The following is an 18,735-nucleotide window of genomic DNA, read 5'->3' on the forward strand; positions in this document are numbered from 1 at the left end:
AACCAACGATCCGTTCCTCGACCGCTACGCATCGGCCAATTCGTAGCGCTTAGAGCAAGATGACGTCGGGTTGACCCAAGCCGTCATTGCGAGCGCAGCGAAGCGATTCAGGGGGTCACGCGCACCGCTGTGGATTGCTTCGCTACGCTCGCAATGACGATCCCAGGTCGAGGCCATGTCATCATGCTATAGTCCCCGTCCCCCGCTTCGCGCCTCGCCATGGACGTCCATGGCGCAACCTTCATCCCGTCGAGCGCCGCCTGATAGAGCCGTCTGCCATGTTCCTGAAAATGTCAGCTGCCGACAGGCTGCATAGCATATAGTCACCAGCGGGCATCTTCACTGCGATCGAATTCAGCCCTGCGATCCGCTCCAGCCGAGCGTGGCGGCCATGACCCGCCGGCCATACCGCTTCTGTAAACCCGCGCTGATCCATCGATGCCGTTCTGTCACACCGGCATCGAACCATATCATTCCCACAATGTCAGCCATTTCGCAGAGGTCTCGTCTTCGCCACGGTGCCGAAGCGGTCGTCACAGCGTGAGTCTCCGCCGCTGGACAGCACCACCCCCCTTCCCTATCTGACCCGCCGTCGCGTGCGCCTCTTTCGGGTTTCCGGCCGCCGCGCTTCCTTTCCGAGCCCGTGACGAACAGGAGTGCCGCATGGCGTGGCTCATCCTCGGCATTGCCGTGGTGACGGAAATCATCTGGGCGCTGAGCCTGAAATGGGCGGCGACGCAAGGAAGCTGGGCCGCCTCGGCGGTGCCGATCACCTTGAGTTTCCTCAATATGGGGCTGCTGGCCCTGGCGATGCGCGGGCTGCCGGCGGGCACCGCCTATGCGGTGTGGACGGGCCTGGGCGCGGTGGGCGTGACGCTGTTCGGGGTCATCCTGTTCGGCGAGAAGATCAATCCGGTGCAGGTCGGCTTCATCGCGCTCATCATCGTCGGGGTCATGGGCACCAAGATCTTCGCCAGCGCCTGACCGGATGTCACGTCAAGGCGCGAAGAGGGACGGGCGCGACCGCGCCGTCCGCCACCCCCCGGCGGCGGGATGGACGGCCGAACATCTCGCTGCGCCTCCGCGCCTTCGCGTGAACCGATAGTCAAGCCGCCCGCAGGCGCGGCGCCGCCTCGTCGCGGCGGAGGGTCAGCACTTCGACGCCGCCGCGCACCACCGCCACCGTATGCTCGAACTGGGCGGAGAGTTTGCCGTCCTGGGTCACCACCGTCCAGCCGTCCTCCTCGGTGACGACTCGGCGCGTGCCCTGGTTGATCATCGGCTCGACCGTGAAGACCATCCCCTCGACCAGGCGCGGGCCGCTGCCCGGCCGGCCGAAGTTCAGCACCTGCGGCGCTTCGTGCATCTCGCGGCCGATGCCGTGGCCGCAATATTCGCGCACCACCGAATAGCCATGTGCCTTGGCGTGGCGCTCGATCGCCGCGCCGATATCGCCCAGATGCGCGCCGGGCCGGACCGCGCCGATCCCCTTCCACATCGCCTCCTGCGCCACGCGGACCAGCCGGCGCGTCGCCGGGGGCACGGCGCCGACCATATAGGTCTTGCTGGAATCGGCGATGAAGCCGTTCTTCTCCAACGTGATGTCGAGGTTGATGATGTCGCCGTCGGCGATGATCGCCCCCGCATCGGGCACGCCGTGGCAGACGACCTGGTTGATCGAGCAGTTCAGCACATAGGCAAAGCCATATTGCCCCTTGCTCGCCGGCCGCGCGGCCAGGTCGTGCGTGATGAAGCGATCGACCATGTCGTTGACCTGCAGGGTCGACAGGCCGGCGAGCGACCGGTCGTCCAGCATCTCGAACACCGAGGCGAGCAGCCGGCCGGACTGCCGCATCAGGTCCAGTTCGTCGGGGGTCTTCACCATGTCAGGCCGCCACCGCCACCGGATGGACGTTCGCGGCGGCATATTCGGCCTGGACGATCTCGTTGAACGAGCGGGTCGGGTTCGCCTCCGCCAGCATCCCGATCTTCATCCAGAATTCGGCCTGCGCGTTGATCGAGCGGCACATCACGGTGCTCGCACGCCGCGCCTCCTCGTGCAGCGCATCGTCGATCTTCACGATTCCCATGTCGGACGGTCCTTGCATAGCACATGATTCGTATATGCTTCATATGCCTTGGCGTCAAAGTCCTGGGGGCACGACAGAATCGTTGACGGAAACCCCGTGCCTGACCCAGAGCACCGGCCATGCGCTTCTTCTCCGACAACGCCGCCCCCGTTCACCCCGCCGTGATGGCCGCGATGGCGGCGGCGAACACGCTCGATACCGCCTATGACGGCGATCGCTGGTCGCAGGCGCTGGATGCGCGCCTGTCGGACCTGTTCGAGACGCCGGTGCGCGTGCTGTGGGTGCCCACCGGCACCGCCGCCAATTGCCTGGCGCTGGCGGCGCTGTGCCCGCCCTATGCCGGCGTGATCTGTCACCGCGACGCGCATATCCAGAATGACGAGGGCGGCGCGCCCGAATTCTACACGCACGGCGCCAAGCTGATGCTGGCCGAGGGCGACGGCGCGAAGCTGACGCCGCAGACGATCGCGACGCTGGCCGACAGCATCGCCAACGACGTCCACCGCGTCCAGCCCCAGGCGGTGTCGATCACCAACGCCACCGAATATGGCCTGGTCTACCAGCCGGACGAAGTCGCGGCGATCGGCGCGCTGTGCCGCGCGCGCGGCTGGCGCCTGCATATGGACGGGGCGCGCTTCGCCAACGCCGTGGCCAGCGCCGGATGCACCCCGGCCGAGGTGACGTGGCGCGCGGGCGTCGAGGCGCTCTCCTTCGGCTTCGTCAAGAACGGCGCGATGTCGGCGGAGGCGCTGGTCTTCTTCGACCCGACGCTGGCGGATGCGACGCTGCGCCGCCGCAAGCGCGCCGGGCTGCTCATGTCCAAGGGGCGCTATCTCGCCGCGCAGATCCACGCGATGCTGGACGATGACCTGTGGATCGCCAATGGCCGCGCCGCCAATGCGCGGGCCGCGACGATCGGCGCGGCGGCGGGCGACCGACTGGTCCATCCGGTCGAGGCGAACGAGGTGTTCCTGCGCGCCACCCCCGCCGAGGCCGCGATGCTGCGCGCTCAGAGTTTCGACTTCTACGACTGGGCGGCCGGCGAGATCCGGCTGGTCACCGCCTGGGACAGCGATGCGGGCCATGTCGCGCAGCTCGCCGAGGCGATCCGCGCCCTATGATCGCGCGGCCGCAATCGACGCGCGCGCGCATCCTGATCCCCTTCGCGATCGTCACGCTGATCTGGGGATCGACCTGGCTGGTGATCCGCGACCAGATCAGCGTGGTGCCGGCAAGCTGGTCGGTGACCTATCGCTTCCTGCTCGCCGGGCTCGCCATGCTCGCCTTCGCGCGCGCCAAGGGGGAGCGGGTGCGGCTGGACGCGGCGGGCTGGCTGTTCGCCGTGGCGGTCGGCACGCTGCAATTCGTCCTCAACTTCAACTTCGTCTACCGGGCGGAGGCGTTCATCACCTCCGGCCTGGTGGCGGTGGTGTTCGCGCTGCTGCTCGTGCCCAACGCCCTGCTCGCCCGCCTCTTCCTGGGCCAGAGGCTGGGGCGGCAATTGCTGGTCGGGTCGGGGATCGCGATGGCGGGCGTGGCCCTGCTGTTCGTGCACGAGGTGCGCAGCGATCCGCATGGCCCCGCCACCGCGCTGACCGGCATCGGCTGGACGCTGCTCGCCATCCTGTCCGCTTCCTGCGCCAATGTCCTCCAGGCGACGCGGACCGCGAAACGCTATCCGATGCTGCCGACGCTGGCGGTGGCGATGCTGATCGGCGCGGGGCTGGACGCGGTGTTCGCGTTCCTCACGGTCGGGCCGCCGGTGGTGGAGATGCGGATCGGCTATCTGCTCGGCATCCTCTATCTCGCGCTCTTCGCCTCGGCGCTTGCCTTCCCGCTCTATTATGGCGTGCTGCGCGTGATCGGTCCGGCCAAGGCGGCCTATAGCAGCGTCATCGTGCCGGTGATCGCGATGCTGTTGTCGACCCTGTTCGAGAATTACCGCTGGTCGCCGCTCGCCGCCGGCGGCGCAGCGCTGGCGGGGGCCGGGCTGGTCGTGGCGCTGACCGCGCGCAGGCCGGCGCGGTAATCGGGATAGGCGGGCGTCCAGCCGAGCACGCGCTTGGCCTTGCCGTTCGCCACCAGCCGCCGCTCCGCATAGAAGCCGCGCGCCATGCGCGGCAGCGCCTCGACCGGGCGCACCGGCGGCACCGGCATCCCCAGCAGGGCGGCGGCATATTCGGTGACGGCATTGGGCGAGACGGGGTGGTCGTCGGTCAGGTTATAGGCCCCCGGCGGCGCGTCGAAGCCCGCGATCACGCCCGACACGATGTCGTCGACATGGATGCGGCTGAACAGATTGTCGGCGTCGGTCCGATGCGCCGTGCCCGCCCGCACCCGGTCGAGCGGCGAGCGGCCGGGGCCGTAGATGCCGGGCAGGCGGAACACATGCGCGCCCCGCTCCAGCCACGCCGCGTCCGCCGCCGCGCGCGCCGAGCGCCGCCCGGTGCCGGTCGGCGCGGTTTCGTCCACCCAGCCGCCCTCCGCATCGCCATAGACGCCGGTCGAGGACAGATAGCCCAGCCACTTGCCGGCCAGCCCGTCGCCATATTGCGCCAGCACCGGATCGCCCGCCGCCTCGTCCGGCGGGATCGAGGCGAGCACATGGCTCGCCGCCGCCAGCGCGGGCCGCACCGCGGCCGCATCGTCGAAGCGCAGGCTTCCGTCGCGGCCATCGCGGGTGGTGCCCGCCACCACCCAGCCCTCCGCGTCCAGCCGCGCCGCCAGTCGCCCGGCGCTATAGCCCAGGCCGAAGACCAGCAGCCGCCGGCCGCTCATCCGGCCAGGCTCTTCGACGCCTGTTCGAACAGGTCCCTGGACAGGCCGGGCTGCGCGACGATCCGCTCCAGCTCGGCGCGCATGAGGGCGGCGCGCGACGCATCGAAGCGCCGCCAGCGGCCGAGCGGCGGCAGCAGCTTGGCGGCGGTCTGCGGATTGAGCCGGTCGAGCTGGAGCAGCTGATCGGCCAGGAAGCGATAGCCCGCCCCGTCCGCCCGGTTGAACGCGCGCTGGTTGACTCCGAATGCGCCGACCAGCGCGCGGGCGCGATTGGGGTTGGCGAGGGTGAAATCGGGATGCCGGGCCAGCGCCACCACCGCGTCGGCGGCATCGTCGCGGGTCGACAGCGCCTGGGTCTGAAACCATTTGTCGATGACCAGGCTGTTGCCGGCATAGCGGCGGTAAAAGGCCTCCAGCGCCGCCAGCCGCTCGGCGAAGTCGCCATTGGCCAGCGTGTTGAGCGCCGCCTGCCGGTCGGTCATATTGTCCGCCGCCTCGAACTGCCGCCACGCCAAGGCGCCGATGTCCGCCGCGCCCGACGCCGCCAGATAGCCGAGCGCGACGTTGCGCAGCCGCCGCCTGCCCTTGGCCTCGGGCGAATAGACATAGCCGCCCTGTTCGTTCGCCGTGTGGAGATGCGCCCAGCGATCGTGCAGCGCCTCGCCCAGGGTCCGGCGCAGCGCCTCGCGCGCCTGATGGATCGCCTCCGGGTCGACCTCGGCCAACTGGTCGCCGACGAACGCCTCGGACGGCAGCAGCACCGCCTCCGCCACGAAGGCGCGATCGAGCTCGGGATCGTCCAGCGTATTGGCGACCGCGTCGACCACCGCCTTGAACCGCTCCTCGCCAGACACGGTGGCCGCGACCAGCGTGTCGAGCATCAGCTGCTGCATCGCCTCGTAGCGGGCGAAGGGATCGTCGTCCTTGGCCGACAGGAAGGCGAGATCGGCGGCGCTGCGGTCGCTCTCCACCACCACGGGGGCGGAGAAGCCGCGATTGATCGACAGTATCGGCCGCTCGGTCACCGCCTCGAACACCAATGTCTCGTCCGTCGCGTCGAGCAGGACCAGCCGCTCCTCGGTCAGCGGGCGCCCGGTCTCCGCGCCGAACAGGCGGAGCTTGAGCGGCAGGACCATCGGCTCCTTGATCGGCTGGCCCGGGGTGGCGGGGACATGCTGCGCCAGTCGCAGCGTCGCGCGGCCGCCGCCGGCGCTGTGCGACAGGCTGGCGGAGATGCGCGGCGTGCCGGCCTGGCTGTACCACAGGCGGAAGCGCGACAGGTCGCGCCCGCTCGCCCGCTCCATGCACCGCACGAAATCCTCGCAGGTCGCGGCGGTGCCGTCATACTCGCGGAAATACAGGTCGGTGGCGGCGCGGAAGTCGGTCGGCCCCAATATGGTCGCCATCATCCGGATCAGCTCGGCGCCCTTGTTGTAGATGGTCGCCGTGTAGAAGTTGCTGATCTCCTGATAGGCGTCGGGCCGCACCGGATGCGCGAGCGGCCCGGCATCCTCGGGGAACTGGCTGGCGCGCAGGCCGCGCACATCCTCGATCCGCTTGACCGCCGCCGAACCCTGGTCGGCGGAGAAGTTCTGGTCGCGATAGACGGTGAAGCCCTCCTTCAGGGAGAGCTGGAACCAGTCGCGGCAGGTGATGCGGTTGCCCGTCCAGTTGTGGAAATATTCATGCGCCACCACCGCCGCGATCGCGTCATAGTCGTAATCGGTGGCGGTGTCGGGATCGGCGAGGATGTAGCGGCTGTTGAAGATGTTCAGCCCCTTATTCTCCATCGCGCCGAAGTTGAAATCGTCGACCGCGACGATGTTGAACACGTCGAGATCATATTCGCGGCCATAGACCCGCTCGTCCCAGGCCATCGACAGCTTCAAGGCGTGGAGCGCATGGTCGGTGCGCGGCAGGTCGGCGGCGCGCACCCAGATGCCGAGTTCCACCTCGCGGCCCGACTGGGTGGTGAACGACCCGCGATTGACCGCCAGATCGCCCGCGACCAGCGCGAACAGATAGCTGGGCTTGGGAAAGGGATCGTTCCATTCGGCCCAGTGGCGGCCATCGTCCAGATCGCCCTTCGCCACCGGATCGCCGTTGGACAACAGCACCGGATAGCGCGCCTTGTCCGCCGTCATCCGCACCGTATAGCGGCTGAGCACGTCGGGCCGGTCGGGGAAATAGGTGATCCGGCGGAACCCCTCCGCCTCGCATTGCGTGCAGAGGATGCCGCCGCTGGCATAAAGGCCCATCAACTGCGTGTTGCGGTCGGGCGCGATCTCCACCTCGGTCTCGACGACATGCGCATCGCCCGTCAGCGGCACGACCAGTGTCTCGCCCTCCAGCGTCCAGTCCTCGACCGCCACGCCATCGACACGCACCGCCAGCACGCGATGCCCCGCGCCGTCGAGCCGCAGCGCGCCGGCATCCGCAGCGTTCCGCGTCACGGTCAGCGTGGCATGGACGCGCGTCGCGGCGGGATCGAGGTCGAAGTCGAGCCGAGTCTCGGGCACCATCCAGGCCGGCGGGCGATAGTCGCCACGGTGGATCGTCTGGGGTGCGGCGAGGCTGTTGGGCATGTCCATGTCGCTAGTTATAGTCGGCGCGCGCAATGGTTCCATCGCCTTGCGTCGCGCTTGCGACGCCGGATCGCTGTGATAGTCACGCATGAGACCAGTAAGGATTGAGGATGCACGCTTTTCCGGCCGCGCTCGTGGCCATGGCCCTTTCCACCAGCGCCATGGCGCAGACCGTGCCGCCCAGCGCGACCCGGGCCGCGCCCGCGCCGGCCGCCGCCGGCACCCAGCAACAAGGGGGCACGCCCGCCCCGGCCAAGCCCGATCCGGCCGCGCTCAACGCCCACCTCGCCGCGCCGCTGCCCGCCGACCAGGCGGCGATGAAGGCGCATGTCCTGTTCCTGGCCTCCGACGCGATGAAGGGGCGCGAGGCAGGCAGCCCGGAATTCGACATCGCCGCGCAATATGTCGCCGCGCAATTCTATGCGGCCGGCCTGCGCCCCGGCGGCGACCAGGGCGGCTATCTGCAACGCGTGCCGCTGGTCCGCTACAAGGCGGATGGCCAGGGACGCTTCGTGCTGACCCCCGCCAGGGGCGCACCACAGCCGCTGGTGTTCGGCCAGGACTACATCCCCGCCCCCGACGCCACGCACCGGGAAGCCAGCCTGTCCGCGCCGGTCGTGTTCGTCGGCCATGGCATCGATGCGCCGCAATATGGCCATGACGATTTCAAGGGCGTCGACGTGCGCGGCAAGATCGTGCTGTTCTTCGCCGGCGCGCCCGCGCGCTTCGACGGCGAGGAACGCGCCTTTTTCGGCTCGCCCCAGACCAAGCTGCGCACCGCCGCCGCGCATGGCGCGGTCGGTGCGATCCAGCTCGCCAGCGCGACGCTGACCCCGGAGGCGATGGCGAAGCTGGCGGAGAATTACGACCGCCCGCGCATGACCTGGGCCCGGCCCGACGGCACCGGCAATGGCGAGTCGATCGCGATGCTCGGCACGCTGAGCCCGGCCGGCGCGGCCAAGCTGTTCGCCGGCGCGCGCACCCCCTGGAGCAAGATCGTCGCCCAGGCCGCGAAGACGCCCCCCCGTTACCGGTCGGTCGCGTTGCCCGGCACGCTGGCGGTGGCGACGAAGACCGGCATCACGCCCGTCGACAGCAGCAATGTCGTCGGCCTGATCCCCGGCAGCGATCCGGCGCTGAAGGACCAGGTGGTGGTGCTGTCCGCGCATCTCGACCATATCGGCGTCGGCACGCCGGTGAACGGCGACGCGATCAACAATGGCGCGCTCGACAATGCGATCGGCATCGCCAGCCTGATCGAGGAGGCCCGCCGCTTCAAGACCGACGGCACCGCGCCCAAGCGCACGCTGATGTTCCTGGCGGTGACCGGCGAGGAGAAGGGTCTGGTCGGCTCCGATTATTTCACCAACCACCCGACCGTGCCGCTCGACCACATCGTCGCCGACGTCAATCTCGACATGCCGATCCTGCTCTATCCGTTCGAGGACATGATCGTGTACGGCGCCGACCGGTCGACGCTGGGGCCGATCGTGCGCCGCGCGGTGAACAGCGCGGGCGTCGACCTGTCGCCCGATCCGATGCCGGAACAGGGCATCTTCGTCCGCTCCGACCATTTCCGCTTCGTGCAGAAGGGCATCCCCTCGGTCTTCCTGTGGCCGGGGCAGAAGGGACCGGGCAAGGCGGCGGTCGAGCATTTCATGTCGACCAACTACCACAAGCCGTCCGACGACCTGACCCAGCCGACCCTGTGGGACCAGGGCGTCCGCTTCGTCGACGTCAACTATCGCATCGCGCGCGAGATCGCCGACGGCGCGGAGCGGCCGCTGTGGAATCGCGGCGACTATTTCGGGCGGCTGTACAAGGGTCCGACCGCGGCGAAGTAAGCCCCTCCTGTTCCCCGGCGAAGGTCGGGGAACGGGAAGGATGGGATCAACCGTCGCGAAACCGCGCCGCGCGCTTCTCCATGTTCGCCATCACCTGCTCGCGCTGGTTGGCGGAGCCGAGTAGCCGCACCTGTTCGTCGCTTTCCGCCCGGAGGATCGTCGCCGCGTCACCGTCCGCCGCGACCGCGAACAACCGCTTGGCGGCGCGGATCGCGTCCGGGTTGCGGCCGGCGATGGCCCGGCACAGCGCCTGCGCCTCCGCCAGCGGATCGGTGGCGATGCGGGTGGCGAAGCCCATCGCCACCGCCTCCGCCCCGTCGAACTCGCGCGCGGTGAAGATGCATTCGCGCAGCACGTCGTCGCGCACCGTGCCCCGCCACAGCGCGAAGCCGGCCATGTCCGGCACGATGCCCCAATGCAGCTCGCGCACCGACAGCCGCGCGTCGCCCGCGACCAGCCGGATGTCCGCGCCGCTGGCGACCTGCAACCCGCCGCCCAGCACCACGCCGTGCAGCGCCGCGACCACCGGCTGCGGCAGCGTCCGCCAGCCCCAGGCGACCTGCTGCGCCAGATTGGCGAGGCCGTGCGTCCGCTCGGTGGTCAGCAATCCGCCGGTGCCGCCGGTCGCCATGCCGGCCATGCCCGCCATCGCCGCCATGTCGAGCCCGGCGCAAAAGCCCCGCCCCTCGCCCGACAGCAGGACGCAGCGCACGTCGGTCGCCTCCGCCAGTCGCGCGATCACCGCCGCCAGCGCCTCGAACATCGCCGGGTCGAGCGCGTTGAGCTTGTCGGCCCGAGTCAGCCGGACATGCGCGATCCCGTCCGCGATGGTCAGTGCGACCCGATCGGTCATGGCCTAGTCTTCTCCTGCTATTCCCCGAGTGTGACGCCTCGCCCCGCCGGTGTCGAGAGGCGGGCCGGCGGTGCTTGCGCGCGACCGCCCGGGCCGCCTACCAAAGCGTCATGACCGCGTTCGACCCCGCCCGCTTCACCCGGCTGGACCATTATGGCCATGGCGGCCGATTGGGCATCCGCTACCACGCCAAGGCGGACCAGTGGGTGGAACTGGCCCTGCCCTATGCCGCCGATCAGGTCGGCGACCCCGCCACCGGCATCCTGGCGTCCGGCCCGATCGTCACGCTGATGGACATGGCGACCAGCATGGCGGTGTGGACCCGTCGCGGCGTCTTCGCGCCCCATGCGACGCTCGACCTGCGCGTCGACTATCTGCGCCCCGCCACGCCGGGCGGGACGGTGATCGGGCGCGGCGAATGCTACCGGCTGGCGCGCTCGGTCGCCTTCGTGCGCGGCATCGCCTATCATACCGATCCGGACGACCCGATCGCGCATGTCGCCGGCACCTTCATGCTGATGGATGCGCCGGCGAAGGGGGCGGCGGCATGACCCTGCCGCCCTATGCGGCGCTGCTCGGCATGACCGTCGAGGACCAGGCGGACGGCGCGCCGGTGCTGCTATTGCCGTTCGGTGAGCCGGTGCTGGGACGCCCCGGCTTCGTCCATGGCGGCGCGATCGCCGGCCTCCTGGAGATGGCGGCGATCGCCGCGCTCGACCAAGCGTTGCAGGCGGAAGGCGGCGGCCGGATCAAGCCGATCACGGTGACGGTCGACTATATGCGCGGCGGGCGCGAGCGGCCGACCCGTGGGATCGGCACGGTCACGCGGCTCGGCACCCGCATCGCCAATGTCGAGGCCGTCGCCTGGCAGGAGGACCGCACCCGCCCGATCGCGGCGGCGCGGCTCAACTATCTGATCGAACGGCCCTGACGCCCCGGCTCAGACGCGCGGCCGGCCCTTCAGCTCGTCGCGGATCTCGCGCAGCAGCGTGACGTCGGCCGGCTCGACCGGGGCGGCGACCTCGGGCTTGGGCATCAGCTTGTTCACCGAGCGCACGATCAGGAAGATGATGAAGGCGACGATCACGAAATTGACCGCCTGGGTGATGAACTCGCCATAGCCGAGCAGCGGCACGCCCGCCTTCTTCAGCGCGGCATAGTCGGACGATCCCTGCAGCGCGGCGGGCACCGGCCCCAATGTCAGAAAGTAGCTGGAGAAGTCGAGGCCGCCAAAGACCTTGCCGATCACCGGCATCAGCACATCTTCGGTCAGCGAGGTCACGATCCGGCCGAACGCCGCGCCGATGATGACGGCCACGGCGAGGTCAAGGACATTGCCACGCGCAATGAACGTCTTGAATTCCTTGAGCATCTTTCTTCCCCTTGCACCGAATCCCGATCTGGAGCGTAATCGCCGAAACCCTCTTCGCCAAGCGATACGGGTGTCCTATATGGCTAGGACAGATAGAGGAGGCTTCATGTCGCGTCGTTTCATGCCGGTCGTACCTGCCCTGGTGGCGGTCGCCACCCTGTCGGGTTGCGGAATCAACAGCATCCCGACGGCCGAGGAGAATGCCAAGGCGCGCTGGGCGGACGTGCAGAACCAGTATCAGCGCCGCGCCGACCTGATCCCCAACCTGGTCTCGACGGTGAAGGCCGCCGGCGCGCAGGAAAAGGACATCCTGACCGAGGTGACGCGCGCCCGCGCCGCCGCCAACCAGGTGCAGCTGAGCGGCGACGACCTGACCGACCCGGCCAAGCTGGCCAATTTCGAGCGCGCGCAGAGCGCGGTGACGCTCAACCTGCAACGCCTGCAGGAGGCCTATCCCGAGCTGAAGAGCCAGGGCAACTACACCACGCTGATGAGCCAGCTGGAGGGGACGGAGAACCGCATCACCATCGCCCGGCAGGACTACAACAAGGCGGTGCAGGAGTATAACACGCGCATCCGCACCTTCCCCGACGCGGTCGGCGCGCGCATCTTCTACGGCGCCAAGCCGATCGTGCCGTTCACCGCGACCTCGCAGAACGCCGACACCGCGCCGAGCGTCAATTTCGGGAATGCGAGCTGACCGGCATGATCCGCTGGCTGGCGGCGCTGCTCCTGCTGCTCACCGCGCAGGTCGCGGTGGCGCAGACCTTCCCGAAATTCACGGGGCTGGTCGTCGACCAGGCGAATGTCCTGTCGCCGGCCGAGCGCGCCGCGCTGACGCAGAAGCTGGAAGCGCTGCAACGCGATACCAAGCGGCAGCTGGTGGTGGTGACGGTGCCCGATACGCAGGGCTATCCGTTGCCGGACTATGGCTATCAGCTCGGCCGGGCCTGGGGCGTCGGACTGGAGGGCGCGGAAAACGGCGCCATCCTGCTGCTCGCACCGGGCAATCCCGCCGGCCAGCGTGGTCCCAGGATCGAGGTGGGGCGCGGGCTGGAACCGATCCTGACCGACGCCCTGTCCAGCGTCATCGTCTACCAGACGATGCTGCCGCTGATCCGCGACGGCAAGGTGCCGCAGGCGATCGAAGCGGGCACCGACCAGATCGTCGCCCAGCTGCGCGCCAGTCCCGAGGAGGCCAAGGCCAAGACCGACGCCGCCATCGCCAAGTTCGATCGCGAGCATCGCCGCCGCCCGCAGGGCAGCGGCGGCGTGCCGGTGGCGCTGGTCTTCTGGCTGATCATCCTGGCGTTCGTCGTCCTGCCGATGATCTTCCGGCGCGGCGGGCGCGGACAGCGCTATCGCCGGGGCCCATGGGACGATCGGTCGGCTGGTTCCGGCTCGACCCTGCCCATCGTCCTGTGGGGCATCGCCAACGAGATCGGCCGCTCGCGGGGCGGCGGCTTCGGCGGTGGCTTCGGCGGCGGGGGCGGTGATGGCGGCGGTTCCGATGGCAGTTGGGGCGGCGGCGGGTTCACCGGCGGCGGCGGCGGCGATTTCGGCGGCGGCGGCGCTTCGGGGGATTGGTGATGCGACTGAGCGAGGCGGACCGCGCCAAGGTCGCGGCGGCGGTGACGGCAGCGGAGGCACGGACCAATGGCGAGATCGTGCCGATCGTCGCGGCCCGGTCCGATGCCTATCATGACGTGGCGCTGCATTGGGCGGTGCTGGCGATGCTGCTGGTGCTCGCCCTGCTCGCCGCGATCCCCGGCGCGGCGGAGGCGGTGCACGGCCTGATCGCCAGCCCGTGGGACGGACCGCCGCCCGCCGCCTCGCTGTTCCTGATCGGACTGGTCGCGACGACCGTCATCTTCCTGATCGTGCGGCTGCTGCTGGCCGCCGCGCCCCTGCGGCTCGCCCTCACGCCCCATGCCACCAAGGCGCGGCGGGTACGACGGCGGGCGCTGCTGCTCTTCCGCACGGCGGTCGAATCGCGCACGCGGGGAGCGACCGGCGTGCTGCTCTATCTGTCGCTGGCGGAGCATCGTGCCGAATTGGTCGCCGACGCGCCGATCCACAGCCGCGTCGCGCCGGAGGTGTGGGGCGAGGCGATGGCCGTGCTGATCGCGGCGGTGAAGGACGACCGCCCCGGCGACGGCATGGCGGCGGCGATCGAGCGGATCGGCGCGGTGCTGGCCGAGCATTTTCCCCGCGACGCCAATGACCTCAACGAACTGCCGGACCGGGTGATCGAATTATGAGCGAGTTGAAGTGGGAGGGCCGGTTCCTCACCGTCCGCCAGCAGGGGAGCTGGGAATATGCCGAGCGCAAGGGCGAAATCGGCGCGGCGGTGATCGTCGCGCTCGACGGCGAGGACATCATCCTGGTCGAGCAATATCGCATCCCGGTCGGCAAGCGCTGCCTGGAACTGCCCGCCGGGCTGGTCGGCGACGAGTCGGCCGGCGAATCGACCGCCGAGGCGGCGCGGCGCGAGCTGGAGGAAGAGACCGGCTATCGCGCCGACCGGGTCGAGGACCTCGGCCTCTTCTATTCCTCGCCGGGCATGACCTCGGAGAGCTTCACCGTGGTGCGTGCCACCGGGCTGGCGCGGATCGGGGACGGCGGCGGATCGCCCGAGGAAGACATCACCGTCCACCGCGTACCGCTCGCCTCGGTGCCGGGCTTCCTGCGCGAGAAGCGCGCGGAGGGGCTGGGGATCGACGCCAAGATCCTGTTGTTGCTGGATCTGGCGACGCTGTAGCGGAAGCCGCGAGTCCTATGCCGTTCCCCGGCGAAGGCCGGGGCTCGGTTGGGAAGATGGTCGTAACGGAGCGCTGTCCGTCGTCGCGAGCGTCCGCCAACTGGGCCCCGGCCTTCGCCGGGGAACCGCACGGGGCAACAGCCCTCGATCAGCGGAAATTGTCGGCGTAGGCCTGCAACTTCAACGTCTTCTTCGGCGCGGGCACCACCGTGTAATCGTGCCCCTCGCGCTCGCAATGCGCGATCGCGGCCTCCAGCGTCGGGAAGAGCAGGCGGATCTGGTCGCGCGTGTCGCCGCTGCCCGCCCAGCCGGTCAGCGGGTCGGGCTGCTTGGGCTCGGCCGGCTCGAATTCGAGCTGCCACTGGTCGGTCCGGGCCCGGCCGGACTGCATGGAGTTCTTCGGGCGCTGGAAGATGCGTGCGGTTGCCATGATGCGCCTCCTACCCTGAACCGGCGGCTCTTGCATCCGCCTTTTTGGTGCGCAGCGTCGCCGAGGCGGCGGCGGGATCGTCGGGCCAGGGATGGCGCGGATAGCGGCCGCGCATCTCGCGCGCGACATCGGCCCAGCTTCCCGCCCAGAAGCCTGGCAGGTCGCGCGTCGTCTGGATCGGCCGGCCGGCGGGCGAGGTGAGCGACAGAACCAGCGGCACCCGCGCCTCGCCCACCGTCGGATGCACCGCCAGCCCGAACAACGCCTGCGGCCGCAGCTCGACGCGCGGGCCCCCCTCGGCGGCATAGTCGATCGCGTGAGTCGAACCCGCCGGACTGGTGAAATGCGGCGGCGCGAGCCGGTCGATGCGGCGCAGCTCGTCCCAGCCGATCACGCCCCGGATCACCTCGGTCAGGTCGCCCGGCGGGATCTGGTCGAGCCGGCGGCGACCGGCGAGCAGCGGCGGCAGCCATTCGTCCAGCCGCTCGATCAACCCCGTCGACAGGTGCAGTCCGGCATAGGCGGCGCGATCGCGCAGCTGCAAGGCGCCCTCGCTCCATTGGAGCCGGTCGAGGCCATGGGTCCGCACCCCCTCGACCAGCGCGGCGACGATCGCCTGCGGGTCCGCGCCGCTGTCCGGGCCGGATTGCAGCCGCAACGCCCCCAGCCGCCGTTCCCGCAGCGTCTGCACGCCGCCGGTGTCGGGATCGAAGCGGACGGTCCGCACCGTCTCGATCCGGTCGGCGAACAGCGTCTCGATCGTGGCGAGATCGGTGGCGGCGGCGGCGAGGATCCGCGCGCCCGATGCCGCGCCTTGCGTCTCCGCCACCGCCAGCCATTCGGCACGCGCCAGGGGGCTGGTCGGATCGAGGCGGAAGCCGCGTCCCCCCACCGACGCCCAATGTTCGCCGGTTGCGTCGCGGCGTCGCGCCACCCGGTCGGGAAAGGCGAGCGCCACGCAGGCCGCCTCCGCTCCCGGCGCGTCGCCGTCCTTTCCACCGCCCACCATCGCCGCCCAGCGCTGCGCCAGCTTGCGCGCCGCCTCCGCCTTGCCGCCGCGCTCGCTGCGCCAGCGGCGGCGACGCACCTCCAGATCGGCATCGGGCCCGCCGATCCCGCGTTCGGACAGCAACACCGCCACCTCCGCCGCGACGGAGCCCAGGCCATGTCCGGCCGCGACGACCAGCATATGCGCCAGCCGTGGCGGCATCGGCATGGCGGCGATGCGACGGCCATGCGCGGTCGGCCGCCCGTCCGCGTCGATCGCGTCCAGCGCCAGCAGCCGGGTGCGCGCTTCCTCGACGGCGGCGGCGGGCGGCGGGTCGAGCCACAACAGGTCGCGCGGATCGCGCACGCCCCAGAGACCACAGGCCAGCACCAGCCCGGACAGGTCCGCCTCGACGATCTCGGGCGGGTCGAAGCGCGGCAGGCCGGCGGTCGCCGCCTCCTCCCACAGGCGATAGGCGACGCCCGGCCCCTGGCGCGCGGCGCGGCCGGCGCGCTGCATCACCGCCGCCTGGCTGGCGCGCTCGGTCACCAGCCGCGTCATCCCCGCCGCCCGGTCGTAGCGGGGGCGGCGCGCCAGCCCCGAATCGACCACCACGCGGATGCCGTCGAGCGTCAGGCTGGTCTCCGCGATACCGGTCGCCAGCACGAGCTTGCGCGTCGGAGACGGCCGGATCGCGGCGCGCTGCTCGGCGGGGTCGAGGCTGCCGTGCAGTCGGTGCAGCATCACGCCCTCGGGCAGTCCCTCCAGCCGCTCCGCCACCCGCTCGATCTCGGCGACGCCGGGCAGGAAGGCGAGCACGCCCCCCTCCTCGTCGCGCAACGCCTGGCGGATCGCGCTCGCCACCATGTCCTCGATCCGCCGGCTGGCGTCGCGGCCGAGATGGCGCAGCGTCAGCGGATGGCTGCGCCCCTCGCTCTCGATCACCGGCGCGCCGGCCAGCAGCGTGGCGAAGCGCGCCCCGTCCAGCGTCGCCGACATGGCGAGGATGCGCAGGTCCGGCCGCAGGCCCGCCTGCGCATCGAGCGCCAGCGCCAGGCCGAAATCGCCGTCCAGATTGCGTTCGTGCACCTCGTCGAACAGCACCGCCGAGACGCCGGCGAGTTCGGGATCGGCCTGGATGCGCGCGACGAAGATCCCCTCCGTCACCACCGTCACGCGCGTCGCGGCGGAGCGGCGGCTGTCCATCCGCGTCGCATAGCCGAAACGCTGCCCGACCGGCTCGCCCGCCAGGTCCGCCATCCGCTCCGCCGCCGCCCGCGCCGCCAGGCGACGCGGCGACAGCAGCAGGATCTCGCCCATGCACCATGGCTCGGCAAGCAGGGCGGGCGCGACCGCCGTGGTCTTGCCCGCGCCGGGCGGGGCGACCAGCACCGCGTTGGGGCCATCGCGCAGGGCCCGGAGCAGGTCGGGCAGCACCGCCTCGATCGGCAGGGCGGTCATGCGGTGATCCTTTGCGGGAGACGGCGGAGAGGCAGCAAACCGGGACGATGAAGAGCACGCATCGCGCACCCTTGCCACAATCCCACGCGATCAGGGATCAAGATCGCTGATGTCATAATGCCGGAACCGTCGACCCAGGCGCCGGTCATGCCGAACGTCCCAGCGGATGAAGAGAATGATCAGAACGCCGGGGATGGCGGCGACCGGCGACCAGGCGAACGCGCCATCCATCCGGAAGAATAGGCCGAGTGCCAGAACCGTGACGGGGATCGCCAAGGACAGGCCCATGCGCCAGGCCAGCAGATCCTGGTCGGAGCGAAACGGCGGCGCGGGTCGTGCTTCCATCGATCCGTTCGTGCGCCCCCGCCGCCAGCGTGGTCGCTCGATAGGGTTCATCGTCCTAATCGTGCGTGCGCGCGTCATGCTCTGCAAGAGGGTTTGGCCTGGTTGCTCCATGACAGGATCGTAACCGACGCGATGGTTTCGCGAAGGGTCGGTTCGCGATAGAAGACGGGCGTGAGCGGACACCATCATCACCACGGGCATGATCACGGCCATGGGCACGCTCATGGCCATGGCCATTCGCACGCCCCCGCCAATTTCGACCGCGCCTTCGCGATCGGCATCGCCATCAACATCCTCTATGTGCTGGGCGAGGCGACGGCGGGCCTGTGGACCGGATCGGTCGCGCTGCTGGCCGATGCGGGGCACAACCTGTCCGACGTGCTGGGGCTGGCCGTCGCCTGGGGCGGGGCGACGCTGGCGCGGACGCGGCCCACCAAGCGCTTCACCTATGGGCTGAAGGGATCGACGATCCTGGCGGCGCTGGCCAATGCGCTGCTGCTGATGATCGCGCTGGGCGCGATCGTGCTGGAGGCGGCGCAGCGGTTCAATGCACCGCCGCCGCTGGCAGGCCTCACCGTCTCGGCGGTCGCGGGGCTGGGCATCGTGGTCAATGCGGTCACCGCCTGGCTGTTCGCGGGCGGGCGGCATGGCGACGTCAATATCCGGGGCGCCTATCTGCACATGCTCGCCGACGCGGCGGTCTCGGCCGGCGTGGTCGTGGCGGGCGTGGTGATCTGGTGGACGGGCATCGGCTGGATCGACCCGCTGGTCAGCATCGTCATCGCCGCGCTGATCTTCTGGCAGACCTGGGGCCTGTTGCGCGAGACCGTGGAGATGTCGCTGGCCGCCGTGCCGCGCGGCATCGATTACGACCGGGTCCAGGCGGCGCTGCTCGGGCTCGACGGCGTGACCGCGGTGCACGACCTGCATATCTGGCCGATGTCGACCACCGAGCCGATCCTGACCGCGCATCTCGTGATGCCGGCCGGCCATCCCGGCGACGCGTTCCTCGACGGGGTGCACGAGCTGCTGCACGACCGGTTCGGGATCGGCCACGCGACGCTGCAGGTCGAATCCGGCGACGCGGTCCGCCACCACCACGTCTGCTAAGGCGTCATCGGTTCACCGGCTGCTGACGCGTCAACCCTCCACCAGCGCCAGCGCCGCGCCCGCGATCCCGCGCGGCGGGCGCTGGTGGAGGGTTGACGCGTCAGCAGCCGGTGAACCG

20 protein-coding genes are annotated in these 18,735 nt (G+C 70.1%); 11 read left to right on the top strand and 9 right to left on the bottom strand.

All coding sequences use genetic code 11. From position 1 onward, the window contains the following. Positions 1-663: 663 nt before the first annotated feature. Entirely contained in the window at positions 664-984 is a 321-nt protein-coding gene (locus tag BRX43_RS14595) for a multidrug efflux SMR transporter (protein ID WP_125995819.1), read from the top strand. Positions 985-1,105: 121 nt separating this feature from the next. On the opposite strand, the gene map is transcribed toward BRX43_RS14595, so the two are convergent. Further along, complete coding sequence (gene map, locus BRX43_RS14600) at positions 1,106-1,885, bottom strand: type I methionyl aminopeptidase (RefSeq protein WP_125995820.1); 780 nt, start codon at positions 1,883-1,885, stop codon at positions 1,106-1,108. A 1-nt stretch (position 1,886) separates the two neighbouring features. Continuing rightward, on the bottom strand, positions 1,887-2,090 hold the full coding sequence (locus BRX43_RS14605) for a ParD-like family protein (protein ID WP_125995821.1): 204 nt from the start codon (positions 2,088-2,090) through the stop codon (positions 1,887-1,889). Between the two features lie 119 nt (positions 2,091-2,209). On the opposite strand from BRX43_RS14605, the gene BRX43_RS14610 reads away from it, so the two are divergent. Both BRX43_RS14610 and BRX43_RS14615 read left to right on the top strand, forming a co-directional pair. Continuing rightward, positions 2,210-3,211 (top strand): beta-eliminating lyase-related protein, encoded by a 1,002-nt coding sequence (locus BRX43_RS14610; protein WP_125995822.1) that lies wholly within the window; start codon positions 2,210-2,212, stop codon positions 3,209-3,211. Further along, a complete protein-coding gene (locus tag BRX43_RS14615) occupies positions 3,208-4,119 on the top strand; it encodes an EamA family transporter (RefSeq protein ID WP_125995823.1) in 912 nt (303 codons plus the stop codon). Before BRX43_RS14610 ends, BRX43_RS14615 begins: the two co-directional genes overlap by 4 nt. On the opposite strand, the gene BRX43_RS14620 is transcribed toward BRX43_RS14615, so the two are convergent. Together BRX43_RS14620 and pepN are read right to left on the bottom strand one after the other, a co-directional pair. Further along, the gene (locus BRX43_RS14620; protein ID WP_125995824.1) at positions 4,029-4,868 is read right to left on the bottom strand and encodes an NAD(P)-dependent oxidoreductase; all 840 of its coding nucleotides are present in this window, start codon (positions 4,866-4,868) and stop codon (positions 4,029-4,031) included. The two genes, BRX43_RS14615 and BRX43_RS14620, sit on opposite strands and share 91 nt — an antisense overlap. Further along, on the bottom strand, positions 4,865-7,459 hold the full coding sequence (gene pepN, locus BRX43_RS14625) for an aminopeptidase N (protein ID WP_125995825.1): 2,595 nt from the start codon (positions 7,457-7,459) through the stop codon (positions 4,865-4,867). The genes BRX43_RS14620 and pepN overlap by 4 nt, the downstream gene beginning before the upstream one ends. A gap of 104 nt (positions 7,460-7,563) precedes the next feature. Here pepN and BRX43_RS14630 point away from each other — a divergent pair, with 104 nt between their 5' ends. Further along, a complete protein-coding gene (locus BRX43_RS14630) occupies positions 7,564-9,297 on the top strand; it encodes a M28 family metallopeptidase (protein ID WP_241214974.1) in 1,734 nt (577 codons plus the stop codon). A 46-nt stretch (positions 9,298-9,343) separates the two neighbouring features. Here BRX43_RS14630 and BRX43_RS14635 read toward each other — a convergent pair whose 3' ends face one another. Next, positions 9,344-10,150, bottom strand: coding sequence for a crotonase/enoyl-CoA hydratase family protein (locus tag BRX43_RS14635; RefSeq protein ID WP_125995826.1), 807 nt, complete (start codon positions 10,148-10,150; stop codon positions 9,344-9,346). A gap of 110 nt (positions 10,151-10,260) precedes the next feature. Between BRX43_RS14635 and BRX43_RS14640 the strand changes: the two genes are divergently transcribed. Continuing rightward, the gene (locus BRX43_RS14640; RefSeq protein ID WP_125995827.1) at positions 10,261-10,701 is read left to right on the top strand and encodes a PaaI family thioesterase; all 441 of its coding nucleotides are present in this window, start codon (positions 10,261-10,263) and stop codon (positions 10,699-10,701) included. Continuing rightward, positions 10,698-11,081: a PaaI family thioesterase gene (locus BRX43_RS14645; RefSeq protein ID WP_125995828.1), complete on the top strand. Its 384-nt coding sequence runs from the start codon at positions 10,698-10,700 to the stop codon at positions 11,079-11,081. Before BRX43_RS14640 ends, BRX43_RS14645 begins: the two co-directional genes overlap by 4 nt. Positions 11,082-11,090: 9 nt before the next feature. On the opposite strand, the gene mscL is transcribed toward BRX43_RS14645, so the two are convergent. Then, entirely contained in the window at positions 11,091-11,522 is a 432-nt protein-coding gene (gene mscL / locus BRX43_RS14650) for a large conductance mechanosensitive channel protein MscL (protein ID WP_125995829.1), read from the bottom strand. Positions 11,523-11,628: 106 nt separating this feature from the next. On the opposite strand from mscL, the gene BRX43_RS14655 reads away from it, so the two are divergent. The 4 genes from BRX43_RS14655 to BRX43_RS14670 are packed head-to-tail and all read left to right on the top strand — an operon-like array spanning position 11,629 to position 14,283. After that, on the top strand, positions 11,629-12,222 hold the full coding sequence (locus tag BRX43_RS14655; protein WP_125995830.1) for a LemA family protein: 594 nt from the start codon (positions 11,629-11,631) through the stop codon (positions 12,220-12,222). 5 nt (positions 12,223-12,227) lie between these two features. Beyond that, a complete protein-coding gene (locus BRX43_RS14660) occupies positions 12,228-13,112 on the top strand; it encodes a TPM domain-containing protein (RefSeq protein WP_125995831.1) in 885 nt (294 codons plus the stop codon). Further along, the gene (locus tag BRX43_RS14665) at positions 13,112-13,783 is read left to right on the top strand and encodes a hypothetical protein (protein WP_125995832.1); all 672 of its coding nucleotides are present in this window, start codon (positions 13,112-13,114) and stop codon (positions 13,781-13,783) included. Before BRX43_RS14660 ends, BRX43_RS14665 begins: the two co-directional genes overlap by 1 nt. Then, entirely contained in the window at positions 13,780-14,283 is a 504-nt protein-coding gene (locus BRX43_RS14670) for an NUDIX hydrolase (RefSeq protein WP_206433230.1), read from the top strand. The genes BRX43_RS14665 and BRX43_RS14670 overlap by 4 nt, the downstream gene beginning before the upstream one ends. Before the next feature lie 148 nt (positions 14,284-14,431). Here the strand turns inward: BRX43_RS14670 and BRX43_RS14675 are convergent, their stop codons facing one another. From BRX43_RS14675 to BRX43_RS14685, 3 genes are all read right to left on the bottom strand, one after another. Next, positions 14,432-14,713 (bottom strand): ETC complex I subunit, encoded by a 282-nt coding sequence (locus tag BRX43_RS14675; RefSeq protein WP_125995834.1) that lies wholly within the window; start codon positions 14,711-14,713, stop codon positions 14,432-14,434. A 10-nt stretch (positions 14,714-14,723) separates the two neighbouring features. Next, positions 14,724-17,162: an ATP-dependent helicase HrpB gene (gene hrpB, locus BRX43_RS14680; protein WP_125995835.1), complete on the bottom strand. Its 2,439-nt coding sequence runs from the start codon at positions 17,160-17,162 to the stop codon at positions 14,724-14,726. A gap of 90 nt (positions 17,163-17,252) precedes the next feature. Further along, entirely contained in the window at positions 17,253-17,507 is a 255-nt protein-coding gene (locus BRX43_RS14685; protein ID WP_164523623.1) for a hypothetical protein, read from the bottom strand. A 171-nt stretch (positions 17,508-17,678) separates the two neighbouring features. Here BRX43_RS14685 and BRX43_RS14690 point away from each other — a divergent pair, with 171 nt between their 5' ends. Then, positions 17,679-18,617, top strand: coding sequence for a cation diffusion facilitator family transporter (locus BRX43_RS14690; RefSeq protein WP_125995837.1), 939 nt, complete (start codon positions 17,679-17,681; stop codon positions 18,615-18,617). Positions 18,618-18,735: the final 118 nt, after the last annotated feature.

The sequence above is a fragment of the Sphingomonas sp. S-NIH.Pt15_0812 genome (assembly GCF_003951315.1).
Classification (GTDB): domain Bacteria; phylum Pseudomonadota; class Alphaproteobacteria; order Sphingomonadales; family Sphingomonadaceae; genus Sphingomonas.

Excerpts from the sequence above, each read along its gene's own strand:
- BRX43_RS14610 (WP_125995822.1), top strand. The coding sequence starts at position 2,210 with ATGCGCTTCTTCTCCGACAACGCCGCCCCCGTTCACCCCGCCGTGATG.
- BRX43_RS14620 (WP_125995824.1), bottom strand. The coding sequence starts at position 4,868 with ATGAGCGGCCGGCGGCTGCTGGTCTTCGGCCTGGGCTATAGCGCCGGG.
- BRX43_RS14675 (WP_125995834.1), bottom strand. The coding sequence starts at position 14,713 with ATGGCAACCGCACGCATCTTCCAGCGCCCGAAGAACTCCATGCAGTCC.
- BRX43_RS14635 (WP_125995826.1), bottom strand. The coding sequence starts at position 10,150 with ATGACCGATCGGGTCGCACTGACCATCGCGGACGGGATCGCGCATGTC.
- BRX43_RS14630 (WP_241214974.1), top strand. The coding sequence starts at position 7,564 with ATGCACGCTTTTCCGGCCGCGCTCGTGGCCATGGCCCTTTCCACCAGC.
- BRX43_RS14685 (WP_164523623.1), bottom strand. The coding sequence starts at position 17,507 with ATGGAAGCACGACCCGCGCCGCCGTTTCGCTCCGACCAGGATCTGCTG.
- BRX43_RS14645 (WP_125995828.1), top strand. The coding sequence starts at position 10,698 with ATGACCCTGCCGCCCTATGCGGCGCTGCTCGGCATGACCGTCGAGGAC.
- BRX43_RS14640 (WP_125995827.1), top strand. The coding sequence starts at position 10,261 with ATGACCGCGTTCGACCCCGCCCGCTTCACCCGGCTGGACCATTATGGC.
- BRX43_RS14615 (WP_125995823.1), top strand. The coding sequence starts at position 3,208 with ATGATCGCGCGGCCGCAATCGACGCGCGCGCGCATCCTGATCCCCTTC.
- BRX43_RS14605 (WP_125995821.1), bottom strand. The coding sequence starts at position 2,090 with ATGGGAATCGTGAAGATCGACGATGCGCTGCACGAGGAGGCGCGGCGT.
- map (WP_125995820.1), bottom strand. The coding sequence starts at position 1,885 with ATGGTGAAGACCCCCGACGAACTGGACCTGATGCGGCAGTCCGGCCGG.
- BRX43_RS14655 (WP_125995830.1), top strand. The coding sequence starts at position 11,629 with ATGTCGCGTCGTTTCATGCCGGTCGTACCTGCCCTGGTGGCGGTCGCC.
- BRX43_RS14660 (WP_125995831.1), top strand. The coding sequence starts at position 12,228 with ATGATCCGCTGGCTGGCGGCGCTGCTCCTGCTGCTCACCGCGCAGGTC.
- hrpB (WP_125995835.1), bottom strand. The coding sequence starts at position 17,162 with ATGACCGCCCTGCCGATCGAGGCGGTGCTGCCCGACCTGCTCCGGGCC.
- pepN (WP_125995825.1), bottom strand. The coding sequence starts at position 7,459 with ATGGACATGCCCAACAGCCTCGCCGCACCCCAGACGATCCACCGTGGC.
- BRX43_RS14670 (WP_206433230.1), top strand. The coding sequence starts at position 13,780 with ATGAGCGAGTTGAAGTGGGAGGGCCGGTTCCTCACCGTCCGCCAGCAG.
- mscL (WP_125995829.1), bottom strand. The coding sequence starts at position 11,522 with ATGCTCAAGGAATTCAAGACGTTCATTGCGCGTGGCAATGTCCTTGAC.
- BRX43_RS14665 (WP_125995832.1), top strand. The coding sequence starts at position 13,112 with ATGCGACTGAGCGAGGCGGACCGCGCCAAGGTCGCGGCGGCGGTGACG.
- BRX43_RS14595 (WP_125995819.1), top strand. The coding sequence starts at position 664 with ATGGCGTGGCTCATCCTCGGCATTGCCGTGGTGACGGAAATCATCTGG.